The sequence below is a fragment of the Acrocarpospora corrugata genome (assembly GCF_009687845.1).
GTDB classification, from domain to species: domain Bacteria; phylum Actinomycetota; class Actinomycetes; order Streptosporangiales; family Streptosporangiaceae; genus Acrocarpospora; species Acrocarpospora corrugata.
The window spans coordinates 81,353-95,521 of the sequence record NZ_BLAD01000070.1; the positions used below are offsets into that span (position 1 = coordinate 81,353).

General features: G+C 70.8%; 14 protein-coding genes, 1 pseudogene and 1 riboswitch. Of the genes and pseudogenes, 9 read left to right on the forward strand and 6 right to left on the reverse strand.

What is annotated here, in order from left to right:
- Window position 1: 1 nt before the first annotated feature.
- Window positions 2–910 carry a TIGR03621 family F420-dependent LLM class oxidoreductase gene (locus tag Acor_RS28080; protein WP_155339765.1) on the reverse strand — a complete coding sequence of 303 codons (909 nt, stop codon included), beginning with the start codon at window positions 908–910 and terminating at the stop codon, window positions 2–4.
- Between the two features lie 69 nt (window positions 911–979).
- On the opposite strand from Acor_RS28080, the gene Acor_RS28085 reads away from it, so the two are divergent.
- From Acor_RS28085 to Acor_RS28100, 4 genes are read left to right on the forward strand one after another with little or no spacing between them, the layout of a single operon-like run.
- Complete coding sequence (locus Acor_RS28085) at window positions 980–1,744, forward strand: phytanoyl-CoA dioxygenase family protein (protein WP_155339766.1); 765 nt, start codon at window positions 980–982, stop codon at window positions 1,742–1,744.
- The gene (locus Acor_RS28090) at window positions 1,737–2,684 is read left to right on the forward strand and encodes a phosphotriesterase family protein (RefSeq protein WP_155339767.1); all 948 of its coding nucleotides are present in this window, start codon (window positions 1,737–1,739) and stop codon (window positions 2,682–2,684) included. Before Acor_RS28085 ends, Acor_RS28090 begins: the two co-directional genes overlap by 8 nt.
- The gene (locus Acor_RS28095; protein WP_155339768.1) at window positions 2,681–3,877 is read left to right on the forward strand and encodes a cytochrome P450; all 1,197 of its coding nucleotides are present in this window, start codon (window positions 2,681–2,683) and stop codon (window positions 3,875–3,877) included. Before Acor_RS28090 ends, Acor_RS28095 begins: the two co-directional genes overlap by 4 nt.
- Before the next feature lie 46 nt (window positions 3,878–3,923).
- A complete protein-coding gene (locus tag Acor_RS28100; protein ID WP_174876205.1) occupies window positions 3,924–4,796 on the forward strand; it encodes a Gfo/Idh/MocA family protein in 873 nt (290 codons plus the stop codon).
- On the opposite strand, the gene Acor_RS28105 is transcribed toward Acor_RS28100, so the two are convergent.
- The 3 genes from Acor_RS28105 to Acor_RS44715 form a co-directional block, all read right to left on the reverse strand.
- Entirely contained in the window at window positions 4,762–5,988 is a 1,227-nt protein-coding gene (locus Acor_RS28105) for an acyltransferase family protein (RefSeq protein ID WP_155339769.1), read from the reverse strand. The genes Acor_RS28100 and Acor_RS28105 overlap by 35 nt on opposite strands.
- Before the next feature lie 119 nt (window positions 5,989–6,107).
- On the reverse strand, window positions 6,108–6,755 hold the full coding sequence (locus Acor_RS28110; RefSeq protein ID WP_155339770.1) for a response regulator: 648 nt from the start codon (window positions 6,753–6,755) through the stop codon (window positions 6,108–6,110).
- Window positions 6,746–7,987, reverse strand: coding sequence for a sensor histidine kinase (locus Acor_RS44715; protein ID WP_155339771.1), 1,242 nt, complete (start codon window positions 7,985–7,987; stop codon window positions 6,746–6,748). Before Acor_RS44715 ends, Acor_RS28110 begins: the two co-directional genes overlap by 10 nt.
- A gap of 11 nt (window positions 7,988–7,998) precedes the next feature.
- Window positions 7,999–8,144: riboswitch (cobalamin riboswitch) on the forward strand.
- 71 nt (window positions 8,145–8,215) lie between these two features.
- Between Acor_RS44715 and Acor_RS28120 the strand changes: the two genes are divergently transcribed.
- From Acor_RS28120 to Acor_RS28135, 4 genes are all read left to right on the forward strand, one after another.
- Window positions 8,216–9,166 carry an ABC transporter substrate-binding protein gene (locus tag Acor_RS28120; RefSeq protein ID WP_155339772.1) on the forward strand — a complete coding sequence of 317 codons (951 nt, stop codon included), beginning with the start codon at window positions 8,216–8,218 and terminating at the stop codon, window positions 9,164–9,166.
- A 60-nt stretch (window positions 9,167–9,226) separates the two neighbouring features.
- The gene (locus tag Acor_RS28125; RefSeq protein WP_155339786.1) at window positions 9,227–10,183 is read left to right on the forward strand and encodes a FecCD family ABC transporter permease; all 957 of its coding nucleotides are present in this window, start codon (window positions 9,227–9,229) and stop codon (window positions 10,181–10,183) included.
- Window positions 10,180–10,953 (forward strand): ABC transporter ATP-binding protein, encoded by a 774-nt coding sequence (locus tag Acor_RS28130; protein ID WP_155339773.1) that lies wholly within the window; start codon window positions 10,180–10,182, stop codon window positions 10,951–10,953. The genes Acor_RS28125 and Acor_RS28130 overlap by 4 nt, the downstream gene beginning before the upstream one ends.
- 220 nt (window positions 10,954–11,173) lie before the next feature.
- Window positions 11,174–11,806, forward strand: a complete 633-nt coding sequence (locus Acor_RS28135; RefSeq protein WP_155339774.1) for an adenosylcobinamide amidohydrolase — start codon at window positions 11,174–11,176, stop codon at window positions 11,804–11,806.
- A 308-nt stretch (window positions 11,807–12,114) separates the two neighbouring features.
- Here the strand turns inward: Acor_RS28135 and Acor_RS43460 are convergent, their stop codons facing one another.
- A complete protein-coding gene (locus Acor_RS43460; protein WP_246239194.1) occupies window positions 12,115–12,972 on the reverse strand; it encodes a hydantoinase B/oxoprolinase family protein in 858 nt (285 codons plus the stop codon).
- A gap of 29 nt (window positions 12,973–13,001) precedes the next feature.
- On the opposite strand from Acor_RS43460, the gene Acor_RS43465 reads away from it, so the two are divergent.
- Complete coding sequence (locus Acor_RS43465; protein ID WP_218034531.1) at window positions 13,002–13,274, forward strand: hypothetical protein; 273 nt, start codon at window positions 13,002–13,004, stop codon at window positions 13,272–13,274.
- Window positions 13,275–13,317: 43 nt separating this feature from the next.
- Here the strand turns inward: Acor_RS43465 and Acor_RS43470 are convergent.
- Window positions 13,318–14,112, reverse strand: a pseudogene (locus Acor_RS43470) (hydantoinase B/oxoprolinase family protein); the annotation flags it as partial.
- Window positions 14,113–14,169: the final 57 nt, after the last annotated feature.

Consider the following 14,169-nt stretch of genomic DNA (forward strand, 5'->3'; position numbering starts at 1 on the left):
ATCACGTCCCGGCGAGTTCTTCGACGATCGGGATGAAGGCGTTCAGATCCCGCTCGTGGTGCAGGACGAAGTACGACAGGTCGTGGGTGTCCCGCCAGTGCCGGAGTTTGGCCGTGATCTCGTCGCGGGTGCCTAGCAGGACCTGTGGGGTCTCGTTCTGCCGGGAGGAGTCGGCCGCGCTCCACGCCTCCTCGGCCTTGCGTACCCCGACCTGCTGCACGCTGGTGCCCAGTTCGACCTGGTCGTACCGGTGCGCGGCGGCCCGCCGGACCAGGTCGATCTTGGCCAGGAACGCGTCCAGGCCGCCGTCGTTCCCGTCGGGCCCGGTGCCGTCCGCGCGCACCCGCATGCCGAGGTTGATCACGTCGGCCTCCCTGGCGGCCAGCCGGAGCATCCGGGGCCCGCCGCCGCCGAGCAGCAGCCGGGGGCTGATCGGCTTGGGGAACTGCTCCAGCGCGTCGATCCGGTAGTGCGCGCCGGCGAAGCTGAAGGGCCCGTCCGCCCACAGGCCCTTGAGCACGGCGATCGCCTCGGTGAGCCGGTCCACCCGGATGCCGGGAGGCTCGAACGGCAGGCCGCCGGCGCGGTAGTCGGCGGCCATCCAGCCGGTGCCGAGCCCGAGTTCCAGCCGGCCCCCGGAGAGCACGTCGATGGTGGCGGCTTCCTTGGCGAGCACGGCCGGGTGCCGGTAGTCGTTGGCGATCACCAGCGTGCCGACCCGGAGCCGGGTGGTCGCGCAGGCCGCGGCCGTCATCGCGGCCAGCGGCGCGAACCTGGGCCCGACCAGGTGGTCGGGCACCAGCAGCGCGTCGAAGCCGGCGTCCTCCAGCTTGCGGGCCTTGGCGGCCCAGTCCCTGCCCGAGTCGGCGATCCTGAGCACGGCCGCGAATCTGAACAAGCGCTTGGTCATACATTCGGTTATACCCGGTCGGCGTCGTCCTCAATTGGCACGACCAAGCGCTTGCTTTAGAGTGGGCGCATGGGCGTACGCGAGGTGACCGGCGACGAGGCCGAGTTCTTTGACCGCAACGGCTGGGTACGGCTGCCGCGCCTGCTCGCCGTCGCCGACGTGGCCGAGTTGCGCGAGCGGGCGATCCGGCGGCTGGCCGCCCGCGACCGCACCAAGACCACCAGGGTCGACCAGGCGTTCGGCCAGGCCAGGGACATCGCCGACAGCGACGAGGCGTTCCACCGGCTGGCCTTCTCCCCGCACCTGGGCCGGGCCGCCGTCCGGCTGCTGGGCGGTGTGGCCGGGGTCCGGATCCAGGTCACCAACCTGCTGGTCAAGGAGCCTGGAGACCACGGCGCGACCGACTACCACCAGGACTTCCCGTGGATGCCGATGGACCGCTCGGCCATGCTGACGGTCTGGCTGGCGCTGGTGGACGTGTCCGCCGCGATGGGCTCGCTGCGCTTCGTCAGCGGCTCGCACCGGTACGGCGTGCTCGGCCGCAGCTTCACCAGGGACGGCGACGGCCAGCTCAGCCAGCATCCGTGGCTGGCCGGGCTGGGCACCTCGCCGCCGCTGGACCTGGCGGCCGGTGACGCGACCGTGCACCACGCGCTGACCGTGCACGGCGCGCCCGCCAACGGGGGCGACGCGGCCAGGCTGTCGTTCACGGTCACCTACTTCGACGCGGACGCGCTGTACACGGGCACGCCGTACCGGCAGACGGACGGGCTCGGGCTGACCGTGAACCAGCCGTTCGAGCACGCGCGGTTCCCCGTGGTGGCCCATGCCTGAGACGGCCGCGGGGCGGGTCGCGGAACCGGGCGCGACGCTGATGCACGAGCACGTGTTCGGGCTCAGCCCGGAGATCATCTGGAACCGGCCGGAGGTGTGGGACCAGCCGCTCCGGGTGGCCGAGGCGGTCGCCAAGCTGGACGCGCTGAAGGCGTACGGGATCGACACGATCGTGGACCTGACCGTGATCGGGCTCGGCCGGTACGTGCCCGCGGTCCGGGAGGTCGCGGCCAGGACCGAGGTCAACATCGTGGTCGCCACCGGCCTCTACACCTATGGCGATTTACCGCCGTATTTTGGGAATCGGGGGCCGGGCACGCTGTTCGGCGGGCCGGACCGGCTGGCCGAGCACTTCGTCCGGGACCTCGTCGAAGGCGTCGGGGACACCGGGGTGAGGGCCGCGATGCTCAAGTGCGCGACCGACCAGCCCGGCATGACCAAAGGCTGCGAGCGGGTCTTCCGCGCCGTCGCCGAGGCGCAGTTGGCCACGGGGGCGCCCATCACGACGCACTCGCACAGCGCGTCGAAGGGCGGCCTGGCCCAGCAGCGCCTGCTGGCCTCCTGCGGGGTGGACCTGACCCGGGTGGTGATCGGGCACGCGGGGGACTCCACCGACGTCGCCTACCTGGAGGAGCTCATCGCCAACGGCTCCTATCTGGGCATGGACCGGTTCGGGATCAACGCGTTCTCGACGCCGGAGGACCGGATCGCGATCGTGGCGGAGCTGTGCGAGCGCGGCCACGCCGACCGGCTGGTGCTGTCCCACGACTCCTACTGCTTCAACGACCGCTTCGACGAGGAGGTCGTGCGGCGGCGGCACCCGGACTACCACCTGCTGCACGTTCCCCGGGACGTCCTGCCCGCGCTGCGAAAGCGCGGCGTCGCCGAGGAGCAGATCCGTCAGATGCTCGTCGAGAACCCCCGGAGGATCCTGCGATGATCGCCGACTTCGACGTCTCCAGTGACTGGCACGTGGCCGCGCCCTACGGGTTCCTGCGCGGGCTCAGGCACGAGCAGCCGGTCTTCCACAGTCCGCACCTGGGGGCGTATGTCCTGACCCGGCATGAGGATGTGAGGGCGGCCTACGGGGACGCCAAGAGGTTCTCGTCGGCGGGGTCGCTGACCATCTCCAGGAGTCTCACCCAGGCCACCCGTGACCGGCTCGGCGAGCACGGCTCGTTCCTGTCCAGTTTCGTGGCGAACGTGGATCCGCCCGACCACACCCGGCTCCGCCGCTCGGTCTCCCGCGCCTTCACGCCGCGGGCGGTGGCCGCCATGGAGGAGAGATTCCGCCGTCTCAACGAGGATGTCCTGGACCGCGTGGAACCCGACGGCCGCGCCGACTTCGTTCCCGGGCTCGGCCACATCCCGTCCACCAAGCTCACCGCACGCTTCATCGGCGTTCCCGAATCCGACGAAGAGTTCGTGAAATCTCACGTCAAAGACTGGTTCATGTTGTTCCTGTCGCCGCAGCCGGCCGACCGGCAGCTCGAACTGGCCGACAGCTTCCTGGAGTACCTGGCCTATGTGGACCGGCTGGTCGCCGCTCGCGCCGCCGCCCCGCAGGACGACTTCACCTCGCTGATGACCTCACTGATCGGCAGCGAGCTGACCCACCGCGAAGTCGTCGAACTGATCTCCACCATCCTGCTCGGCGGCAACGACACCGTCCCCAACCAGCTCGGCAACAGCGTCTACCGGCTGCTCAGGGAGAACATCTGGCCGGTCCCCGCCGATCTCACGCAGAACGCGGTCGAGGAGTGCATGCGCATCGACGGCGCCAGCCTGGGGTCCTTCCGCTACGCCATCACCGACATCGACCTGCACGGGGTGACCATCCCCGCCGGGGCGCTCTGCCTGCTGTCCACCGACTCCGCCGCCCACGACGAGACGGTCTTCGACGACCCGGAGACCTTCAGGATCGACCGGCCCAACGCCGACGCCCACATGACCCTCGGCTACGGCATTCACTTCTGCGTCGGGGCCGCTCTGGCCCGGCTGCAACTCAGGACCGCCCTCGACGTGCTCGGCGAGCGCCTGCCCGGCCTGCGGCTCGCGCCCGGTCAGCCGATCGCCTACCGCAAGTCGATCGTCGGCCGCGGCCTCCCCGCCCTGCTGGTCGAATGGGACTGATCGGGGTTGGGCTAGTCTCCTGCTGATAATCGCGAAGGAGGCGGCGGTGGAGCCGGTTTCGGTGGGGTTGGTCGGGGCGGGGCCGTGGGCGGACATGGTGCACGCGCCCGAGCTGGCGAAGGGGCCGCACACGCGGCTGGCGGGCATCTGGGCGCGCCGCCCGGAGGCGTCGGCGGAGCTGGCGGCCAAGTACGGGGTGCCGTCCTTCGAGCGGATCGAGGAGCTGCTGGAGGTCTGCGAGGCGGTGGCGTTCAGCGTGCCGCCCGCCGTACAGGCCGAGCTGGGGGTGGTGGCGGCCAAGGCAGGTAAGGCCCTGCTGCTGGAGAAGCCGCTGGCGGCCGATCTGGCCGGGGCCCGGCGGCTGGCCGAGGCGGTCGCGGCGGCCGGAGTGGCCAGCCAGATGGTCTACACCTTCCGGTACTCGCCCGTGACCGTGGAGTTCCTGGCGCGGGCGCGGAAGCTACGGCCGTTCGGCGGGCACGCGGTGAACATCTCCGGCGCGCTCAACGGCGGCCCGTTCGTCACGCCGTGGCGGCTGGAGCGCGGCGCCATCCTGGACGTCGGGCCGCACACCATCGACCTGCTGGACGCGGCGCTGGGCCCGGTCGCCTCGGTGCGGGCGCACGGCCACCCGCTCGGCTGGGTGGGCCTGCTGCTGGAGCACGAGACCGGCGCGGTCAGCGAGGCGTCCATGTGCCTGACCGCCACCGGCGACCTGCCCCCCGCCAGGATCGACGTGTACGGCGAGGCGGGCAACACCTCGCTGAGCGGCGCCGACCTGGGCGACGGCATCTTCGCCCGGATGGTGGAGTCCTTCGCCGAGACCGTGCGGGCCGGCGGCGGCCATCCGCTGGACGCCCAGCACGGCCTGCGCCTGCAGAAGATCATCGACGACGCGGAACGGCAACTGGGATCCTGACCAGCCCGAGCAGCAGGGCGGCGGACGCGACGACCGGAACCAGGCTCGGCTGGAAACCGGTGACCATCAAGGTGGTGAGCCCGCCGCCCACCAGTACCACAGAACCGCCCACCCAGGCCGGCGGCCGCTCGAACCGCGCGAAGAGCCCGACCAGCACACTCAGCAGCGCGCCCAGGCAGAGCAGCCACAGCGGCGTCAGCGTCCACCAGCTCGCGGACCCGATCGCCGGGGTGTCCAGGCCGAATCCGACCACCGCCACCCCGGCCACGGCGACCAGCGCCGGCATGTGCCACAAGTAGATCGTCATCATCCGGGGCGCCAGCCACCCCAGCAGCGCCCCGGCCCTGGGCCGCGCCGCCATCCGGTTCAGCGCGGGCCGCAGCAGCATGGCCAGCCCCAGCTGCCCGGCGAACAGCGCCAGCAGGCAGGCGCTCGGCGGCGCCATGTTGGAGATCGCCCCCGGCATCCCGATCATGCTCGCCGGGTACGGTCCCGCCGCCACCAGCGCCGCCACCATCCCGAACCCCGCCACCGCCAGCCCCGCCGCCCGGCGGCCGGACAGCCACGCCAGGCGGCCCTGGGCGTACAGGAAGCCGATCTGGTGCACGGCCAGCCAGACGAACACCACATTCAGATACCCGGCCGGTTCGAACCCGGCGAACCTGACCACGTCCATGACCACCGCGCCCCCGGCCAGCACCGGCAGCACCACCCCGGCCCGCATCCTGACCAGGTACGGCGTCGCCACCACCGCGAGCAGATACACCGCCAGGAACCACAGCAACTGCCCCACCAGCCGCGAAGCCAGCTCGACCGGCTGCTCCGGCAGCCCCCACCAGCCCAGCAGGTACGGCAGCGGCAGCCACACCGCCGCCAGCGGCACCACCGGCCACCCCAACCGGCCGACCCGCTTGGCCACCCAGCCGTCCGGGTTCTTCCGCCAGCTGATCGCGTTGGCCGCGCCGCCCGCGAAGAACACCAGCGGCATCACCTGGCTCAGCCAGGTGACCAGCGGGATCGCCGCCAGCGCGTTGCCGGTGGCGAGCCTGCCGCCGGAGTAGTCCAGCACGGGCATGCTCCAGTGCTGGACGACGACGAGCGCCATCCCGAACACCCGCAGCACGTCGATGAACCGGTCCCTGGGGGCGGGGGCGACGGCGGGGGTCATCGGCGGGGACATGGTCAGCGACATGGGCTTCACCTTCGGAGGAGATCGACCCTCCAAGCCTCCCGATTCGGCGCCCTTCGGCGCTGCGGTGCACACCCCCTTCTTGATCGTGCGCCGCCGGGTACCCCTAGGGGTGTAGCGGGCTACACCGTCGACAGGTAGGACAGGACGGCGAGCACCCGGCGGTGGCCGCTGTCGCTGGGCGGCAGGCCGAGCTTCATGAAGATGTTGCCGACGTGCTTGTGCACCGCGCGTTCGGTGATCGTGAGCAGGGCGGCGATGTCGCCGTTGGAGCGGCCCTCGGCCATCAGGCCCAGCACCTCGTTCTCGCGCGGGGAGAGGGACTCCACCGGATGGTCGGCCCGGCGGCGGGTGAGCAGCTGGGAGATCACCTCCGGGTCCATCGCGGTGCCGCCCGCGGCCACCCGGGCCAGCGCGTCCACGAACTCGGAGATCCGGCTGACCCGGTCCTTCAGCAGGTAGCCGATGCCGCCGCCGCCCCCGGCCAGCAGTTCGGTGGCGTAGGTCTGCTCGACGTACTGGGACAGGACCAGGATCGGCTGGCGGGGGTGGCGGCGGCGCACCTCGATGGCCGCCCGCACGCCCTCGTCGCGGAAGGTGGGCGGGAGGCGGACGTCCACCACCGCGATGTCCGGGCGGTGCTTCTCGACGGCGGCCAGGAAGCCGTCCGCGGTGTCGACGGTCGCGGCGACCAGGTGGCCCTCGGTGCGCAGGAGCAGTGCCAGGCCCTCCGCCAGCAGCACGTTGTCCTCGACGATGACTACCCGCACGGCAGCTCCACGGTCAGGGTGGTGGGCCCGCCGGGCGGGCTGGACAGGTCGGTGCCGCCGTCGAAGGCGGCCACCCGGCGGCGGATGCCCGCCAGGCCGGTGCCGGCCGTCTCGTCCGCGCCGCCCCTGCCGTCGTCGCTCACCCGCAGCGTCAGCAGGTCGTCGGCGGCGGAGACGTGCACGGTCGCGGTGGCGGCGGCGCTGTGGCGGGCCACGTTGGTGAGCGCCTCGGCGACCACGAAGTAGGCGGCCGCCTCGACCGCGGCGGGCAGCCGGTCCACGCCGGTCACCGTGGCCGCGACCGGGATCGGGCAGCGGGCGGCGAGCGCGGCCACCGCGCCCGGCAGGCCGCGGTCGGCCAGGATCGGCGGGTACATGCCGCGGATGATGTCCCGCAGTTCGGTCATCGTCTCCTCGGTGCTCAGCCGGGCCTCGGCGATCAGGGTGGCGGCCTGGTCCGGATCGGCGGCCAGCATTCGCTCGGCCACGCCCAGCCGCATCGCGATCGAGACCAGCCGGGCCTGGGCGCCGTCGTGCAGATCACGCTCGATCCGGCGGAGTTCGGCGCCGTGCGCGTCCAGGGCGGCGGTGCGGGTCTCGGTGAGTTCGGCGACGCGTTCGGCCAGCCGTACCCGCTCGGGGGTGGCCAGCAGAAGGCGGGTCAGCACGGCTTCGGCGGTGGCCAGCCAGGGGAGGACATACGAACCGGCGGTCGCGACGGCCGCCACCAGCAGCGGGACGGCGACGATCACCCGGGGCCAGCTGTCCACGGCGAAGCCGAGCAGGTAGACGGCGTGCTCGGGCAGCGGGGCCCACCACCAGATCGGGAGGGACGGCCCGAAACCGAGCGCCGCCCACACGCCCAGGCCGAGCGCCGCCAGGATCGGCCCTGTGACGATGTGGCCGGCGATCCAGGCCGTGTCCCGCCACGTCATCGGGTCGCCGAGGACGATACGGGCGCGGGCCAGGACGCCGCCCTCGATGGTCGCGTACTCGGCGGTGACCGGGCGCCCCAGCCAGCCCGCCGCCACCCGGCGGCCCCGCCCGGCGATCCAGCGGTTCAGCCGCACCACGTACGGCAGGATGATCAGCCCGATGAAGGTCGCGCTGGACACGAACGTCAGCAGGAACAGCGCCAGCCCGATCAGGCAGACCGGCACCAGGAGCAGCCCGAGCAGCAGCCGCCCAGTCGCGCGGACGGCTTGCCACCCACGTCGACGGACACCGATCACGGCGCCCACACTACCCAGCCGGCGCCTTGGTATCGTTGCCGTTCGATGCGTAACGTGCAGCGAAGTCCGGTTTGAGTCCGGCGCTGTCCCGCAACTGTCATTCCCGTCCTCCCCCGGACGGGTGAGCCAGGTCGCCTGCCCGGTGCGCTGACGTCATCAACCCTCGCGGAAAGGGTGATCCGTCTCAGGACGCGGGTCTCTCGTTCCCCGGCGACATTGGAGGATCTCGTGAGGCCCACGGCTCTCGCGGGCGCATCGCTGGGTGCGCTGCTGGGTTCGCTGCTGCTGGCCGGCTGCGGACAGCCAGCCGACACCGCCGCACTCCCCGCCCCCGCTCCCACCCAGACCGTCGCGCCCGGGGCCTTCCCGGTGACCGTCAACGCCGGGAACGGCTCGATCACCATCGCCCGGCGCCCGGCCAGGATCGTGTCCCTGTCGCCCACCGCCACCGAGACGCTGTTCGCCATCGGCGCGGGGCCGCAGGTCGTCGCCGTCGACGACCAGTCCAACCACCCGGCGGAAGCCCCCAAGACGGAGCTGTCCGGGTTCAAGCCCAACGTCGAGGCGATCATCGCCGAGAAGCCGGACCTGGTCGTGCTCGCCAACGACCTCGAAGGCGTGCTGGACGGCCTGGCCAAGGTCGGCGTGCCCGTGCTGCTGGAACCCGCCGCCGCCAACCTGGACGCCGCCTACGACGAGATCAACGACCTCGGGCTGGCCACCGGCAACGCCCGCCAGGCGAGCGAACTGGTCACCGGGATGCGGAACCAGCTGGAGCAGCTGGTCACCGCCGCGCCCAAGGACGCGAAGCTCACCTACTACCACGAGCTCGACGTCGTGCCCTATTCGGCGACGTCGCTCACCTTCATCGGGCAGATCTACGGACTGTTCGGGCTGGAGAACATCTCCGACGCGGCTCCCGACGCGGCCGGCGGCTACCCCAAGCTGTCCGCCGAGTTCGTCGCCAAGGCCGACCCCGACCTGATCTTCCTGGCCGACACCAAGTGCTGCGGCCAGAACGCGGGCGCGCTCGCCAAGCGTCCCGGCTGGTCCGGGCTGTCCGCGATCAAGGACAAGCAGGTCGTCGAGCTGGACGACGACATCGCCTCGCGCTGGGGGCCGCGCATCGTCGACCTCGCCAAGACCATCGGCGAAGCCGTGCAGAAGGCCGCGAGCTGAGTCACGGTGCGCCGCACGTGGTGGGCCGTCGGGGTGGCCGTGCTCGTCCTGCTCGGCTGCATGACGGCCGGGCTGCTGGTCGGGGCGGCCGGGCTGGCGCCCGGCTCGGTGCTGTCCGCGCTGCTGGACCGGTTGCCGTTCGTGTCGCTGGACTCGGGGCTGCTGCCGGTCGAGCAGGGGGTGCTGTTCGAGTTGCGGGTGCCCAGGGTGCTGCTCGCGGCGCTGGTGGGCGGGCTGCTGGCGATCGCGGGGGCCGGGTATCAGGGGGTGTTCCGTAATCCGCTGGCGGATCCGTACCTGCTGGGGGCGGCGGCGGGGGCGGGGCTGACGGTCACGCTGGTGATCGTGGTGGTGGGGGACTCCGGGGTGGTGCCGGTCGCGGCGTTCGTGGGGGCGGTCGGCGGGGTCTTCCTGGCGTACGCGTTGGGGAGCAGCGCCGGGAGGGGTGGGGGGACGGCCACGCTGGTGCTGGCGGGGGTGGCGGTGACCTCGTTCCTGACGGCGATCCAGACGTTCGTGCAGCAGCTCAAGGTGGAGGAGTTGCAGCGGGTCTACTCGTGGATCCTGGGGGACGTCGGCGGGGGGTGGCCGCAGCTTCTGATGATCGCGCCGTACGCGCTGGTGTCGGTGATGGTCATGCTGGCGCACGGGCGGCTGCTGGACGTGCTGGCGGTCGGGGACGACGAAGCCACCAGCCTGGGGTTGCGGGCCCGGCGGGTGCGGTTCTTCGTGCTGCTGGCCGCTTCGCTGGCGACCGCGTCGGCGGTGGCGGTGAGCGGGCTGATCGCCTTCGTGGGGATCGTGGTGCCGCATGTGGTGCGGCGGCTGGCCGGGTGGTCGTATCGGATCGTGCTGCCGTTGTCGTTGCTGGGCGGGGCGGCGTTCCTGGTGGTCGCGGACCTGGTGGCCAGGACTGTGCTGGCGCCGGCCGAGTTGCCGATCGGGGTGGTCACCGCGTTCGTGGGGGCGCCCTTCTTCGTGCTGGTGCTGCGGCTGACCAAGCGGGTGGACGCGTGATCGAGGTGCGCGGGCTGGGGGTGTCGCTCGGCGGGCGGCCGGTGCTGCGGGAGGTCGGGGTGACCGTGGCGGCCGGGTCCTGGCTGGCCGTCATCGGGCCCAACGGGGCCGGGAAGTCGACGCTGCTCAAGGCCATGATCGGATTGTTGCCGCACGAGGGGTCCGTGCTGGTCGGCGGGGGCGAGGTGCGGCGGATGAAACCCCGCGAGCGGGCCCGGCTGATCGCGTACGCGCCGCAGAATCCGGTGCTGCCGGCCGACATGACCGTCGCCGACTACGCGATCCTCGGACGCACGCCCTACATCCCCTACCTCGCCCGCGAAAGCGCCCACGACCGCGAGGTCACCAGATCCGTCCTGTCCCGGCTGGACCTGACCGAGTTCTCCGAGCGCCCCCTCGGCCACCTGTCGGGCGGCGAACGCCAGCGAGTCGTCCTGGCCCGCGCCCTCACCCAGCAGGCCCCCGTGCTCCTCCTCGACGAACCCACCACCGCCCTCGACCTCGGCCACCAGCAGCAGGTCCTCGAACTCGTGGACCGCCTACGCCTGGACGACACCCTCACCGTGGTGACCACCCTCCACGACCTCAGCTTGGCCGGCCAGTACGCCGACACCCTCCTCCTCCTCTCCCAAGGCCACGCCGCCGCCTCCGGCCCCCCACAAAACGTACTCACCAAACCTCTACTGACCCGCCACTTCGACGCCCACGTCCAGGTAACCCCCGACGACTACGGACGGCCAGTCATCCACCTCATCCGTCCCGGCGAGTAGCTAATGCAGACCAATCTCGCCGATCCGTCGAGGGATCGCTTGCGAGGACGATCACTCCGATCCGTCCGGGCAACGCTGATTGGGGTGACCCCTCCGATCCGTCCAGGGAGCGCTGATGGTGGCGATCCATCAGATCTGTCGGAGGGATCGTTTGTGGGGCTAATCCCTCCAATCCGTCTGGGAGACCGCTGATGGCTCTGATCCGTCCGGGGGACTGCTGATGCGGGTCACCCTCGCTCATCGGGACGAGGACGGTGTTCGGCTGGCCGCGTTGTTGTGCGAGTTCGGGCCCGGCTGGCGGATGATCTCCTCGGCTCCGCTCGGCGGGGGTATCGGGCCGCGCCGGTGGGTTCTGAACGCCCAGGTGGTCGCCCACTACTCGCGCATGGACCCGGCCGCCCACCTCACCGAGATATCTCCTCCCGGCCCCGGCGTCGGCATGCTCACCGCCGCGTCCGTCCCCGCCTACACCCAGGCCACCGACCATGGCGTCACCGCCCTGGCGACGGTCGGTCTCCGTATTCCCACCTGGGCCGCCGCCCCGGTCGACGGCACGGACGAAGATCTCCGCCCCGGAACCATCAACATCATCGCCGTCATCCCCGCCGCCCTCACCGACGCCGCCCTGGTCAACACCGTCATGACCGTCACCGAGGCCAAGACCCAGGCGCTCATCGAATCCGGCTACCTCGGCACCGGCACCGCCTCCGACGCCGTCTGCGTCGCGGTACGAACAGACGGCCCCCCAGAGCCCTTCGGCGGACCGCGCTCCACCTGGGGCAGCCGCCTGGCCCGAGCCGTCCACCAGGCGATGCACGAAGGAATCACCCGGTGGTGGTCAGAAGCGATCTGACGATCGTCCGGTCCGGAATCGATCTGTGGGATCGCACAGCGGTCAGCTGGCGTTCCGGGCTACCGCACGTTCCGGGCTACCGCCCGGCCCAAGCTTGTCGCCCGACTGTACGACGTCCCGGCCGACAATCCAGTTCGATCGCCCGACGGTCGGAATCGATCTGGCGTCGCGCGATGGCCGGGTTCGATCTTTGTGATCGCATGGTGTTCTAGTTCGTCTTCGGATCACCGGATGGTCGGGTTCGATCTGAGGGATTACTCGGTGGCTGGTCCGAGCGGTTGCCCCGGGGACCGCTCAGTTGATGTCGGTCAGCTGGTGCCGTAGTCGTCTCGTGCGCCCCTTGGGGTGATTTTTCCGGACTTGAGGTCTTGTTCTATGGCGGTGGGGTCGCGGGTGGTGGGGGGGCCGATTCCGCCGCCGCCGGTGGTTTCCAGGATTAGGGCCTCGCCGGAGGTGAAGAGTTCGTTGTTGGTTTTGGCGTTGAGGCGGGTGAGGGTGCCGTCGTGGTGGCGTTTGTAGAAGCCGCCCAGGCGGCCGGGGTGGCCGCCGGAGCGGCCGGGGGGAGGGGTGCGGAGGCGGTCGCCGCGGGTGGTGACGTGGGCGTCGGCGAGGAAGCGGTAGATCGTGCGGGAGCCCAGGCCGCCTCGGTAGCGGCCGGGGCCGCCGGAGTCGGGGATGATCTCGACTGATTCGATGATCAAGGGGCAGCGGGTTTCGACGGGTTCCACCTGGGCGATCGAGTTGCGGCCGACGCCGAAGTGCACGCCGGTCGCGTCGGGGCCGTCCAGGCCGTGCCGGGCGCCGACGCCGCCGAAGTCGTACCCGAGATGGATCCAGAAGGGGGTGCTGACGGCGGCGATGCTGAATGGCTGGAGGATGCCGCTGGCGGCGATGGCGCGGTCGGGTATCGCGTCGGAGAGGGCTTGGAAGATTGCTTCCATGGCGGCGTAGATGGGGACGAAACGGCCGCCGCAGGGATGCGGGGAGGTGGCGTTGAGGAGGGATCTCCTGGGGAGGCTGATCTCGATGGCGCGCAGGCAGCCCTCGTTCATCGGAATCGTCGGATCAAGGAAACACCGGATCGCGAAGACGGCCGCCGCCAGCGACTGCGAAGCCGAGGCGTTGATCGCGGCCGGAACCTGCGGGTCGGTCCCATCGAAATCCACTAGGATCCCGACGGCGGATCCTGGAACAGGTGCGGATCCTGGAACGGCCGCAACTTCAGGAACGGCCGCGGATCCTGGAGCGGCTGCGGATCCTGGAGCGGCTGCGGATCCTGGAGCGGCTGCGGATTCTGGAGCGGCTGCGGATTCTGGAACGGCTGCGGATTCTGGAACGGCCGCAGGTTCTGGGACGGCTGCGGATTCTGGGACGGCCGCGGATCCTGGAGCGGCTGCGGATTCTGGAGCGGCCGCAGATTTTGGGACGGCTGCGGATTCTGGAGTGGCTGCGGATTCTGGGATCGTGACCGCCACCCGGACGAAGTGGGAACGGTCGAGGGTGATTCCGTCGTCGTCGATCGGATACTCGGCCGGATAGCATCCAGGGGGCAGTTCGGCGATGGCTGCGCGCGTTCGCGTCTCCGTGTAGTCCAGATACGCGTCGATGCCTTCGGCGAGGCCCTCCGCGCCATACTCGGCGACAAGTGCCTCCACCCGCGCTGCCGCGACCGCCGTCCCCGCGATCAACGCCCGCACATCCCCCAGCACCTTGTCCGGTGTACGGCTGTTCGCCCGCAGAATCCCCTCAATCGCCGGCTCAACCCCATCAACCGTGGCCAACCGCACCGGCGGCAACTGAAGCCCTTCCAGGAAGATATCCGTAGCCAGCGGAGCCATTCCCCCCGCCGACAACCCACCCAGATCCGAGACATGAATCATCGTCGCCGTCAGATAGGCGACCACACCACCAACGAAAACCGGCCGATAAACCAGCAGGTCGTTGGTATGCACCCCACCCCGATAAGCATCATTGGTCACAAAGACCTCACCCGGCCGCATAGTCACCGCCGGAATATCAGCCAGCACCTCAGGCAACGCCACCCGCAACGCCATGCTGTTCATCAACGTCGTCGCCATCGACTGCGCGACCAACCGCCCCCGCACATCCAGAATCGCCGCCGACGCATCCGACCCCTCGACTATGAACGTCGAATAGGCCGACCGCACCACCACAATGCTGGCCTCCTCAGCCGCCACCACCAACGCGTTCCGCAACACCTCCGCGGTCAATCCACCCCGCGTCACCCCTCCCACCCCACAAACCGCAACACCACCGACCCATCCCCACCCAACGCCGCCCACCACCCAGGCGGCACCACAATGGTCGACTCCCCATCCTCCACAATCACCGGCCCCACCATC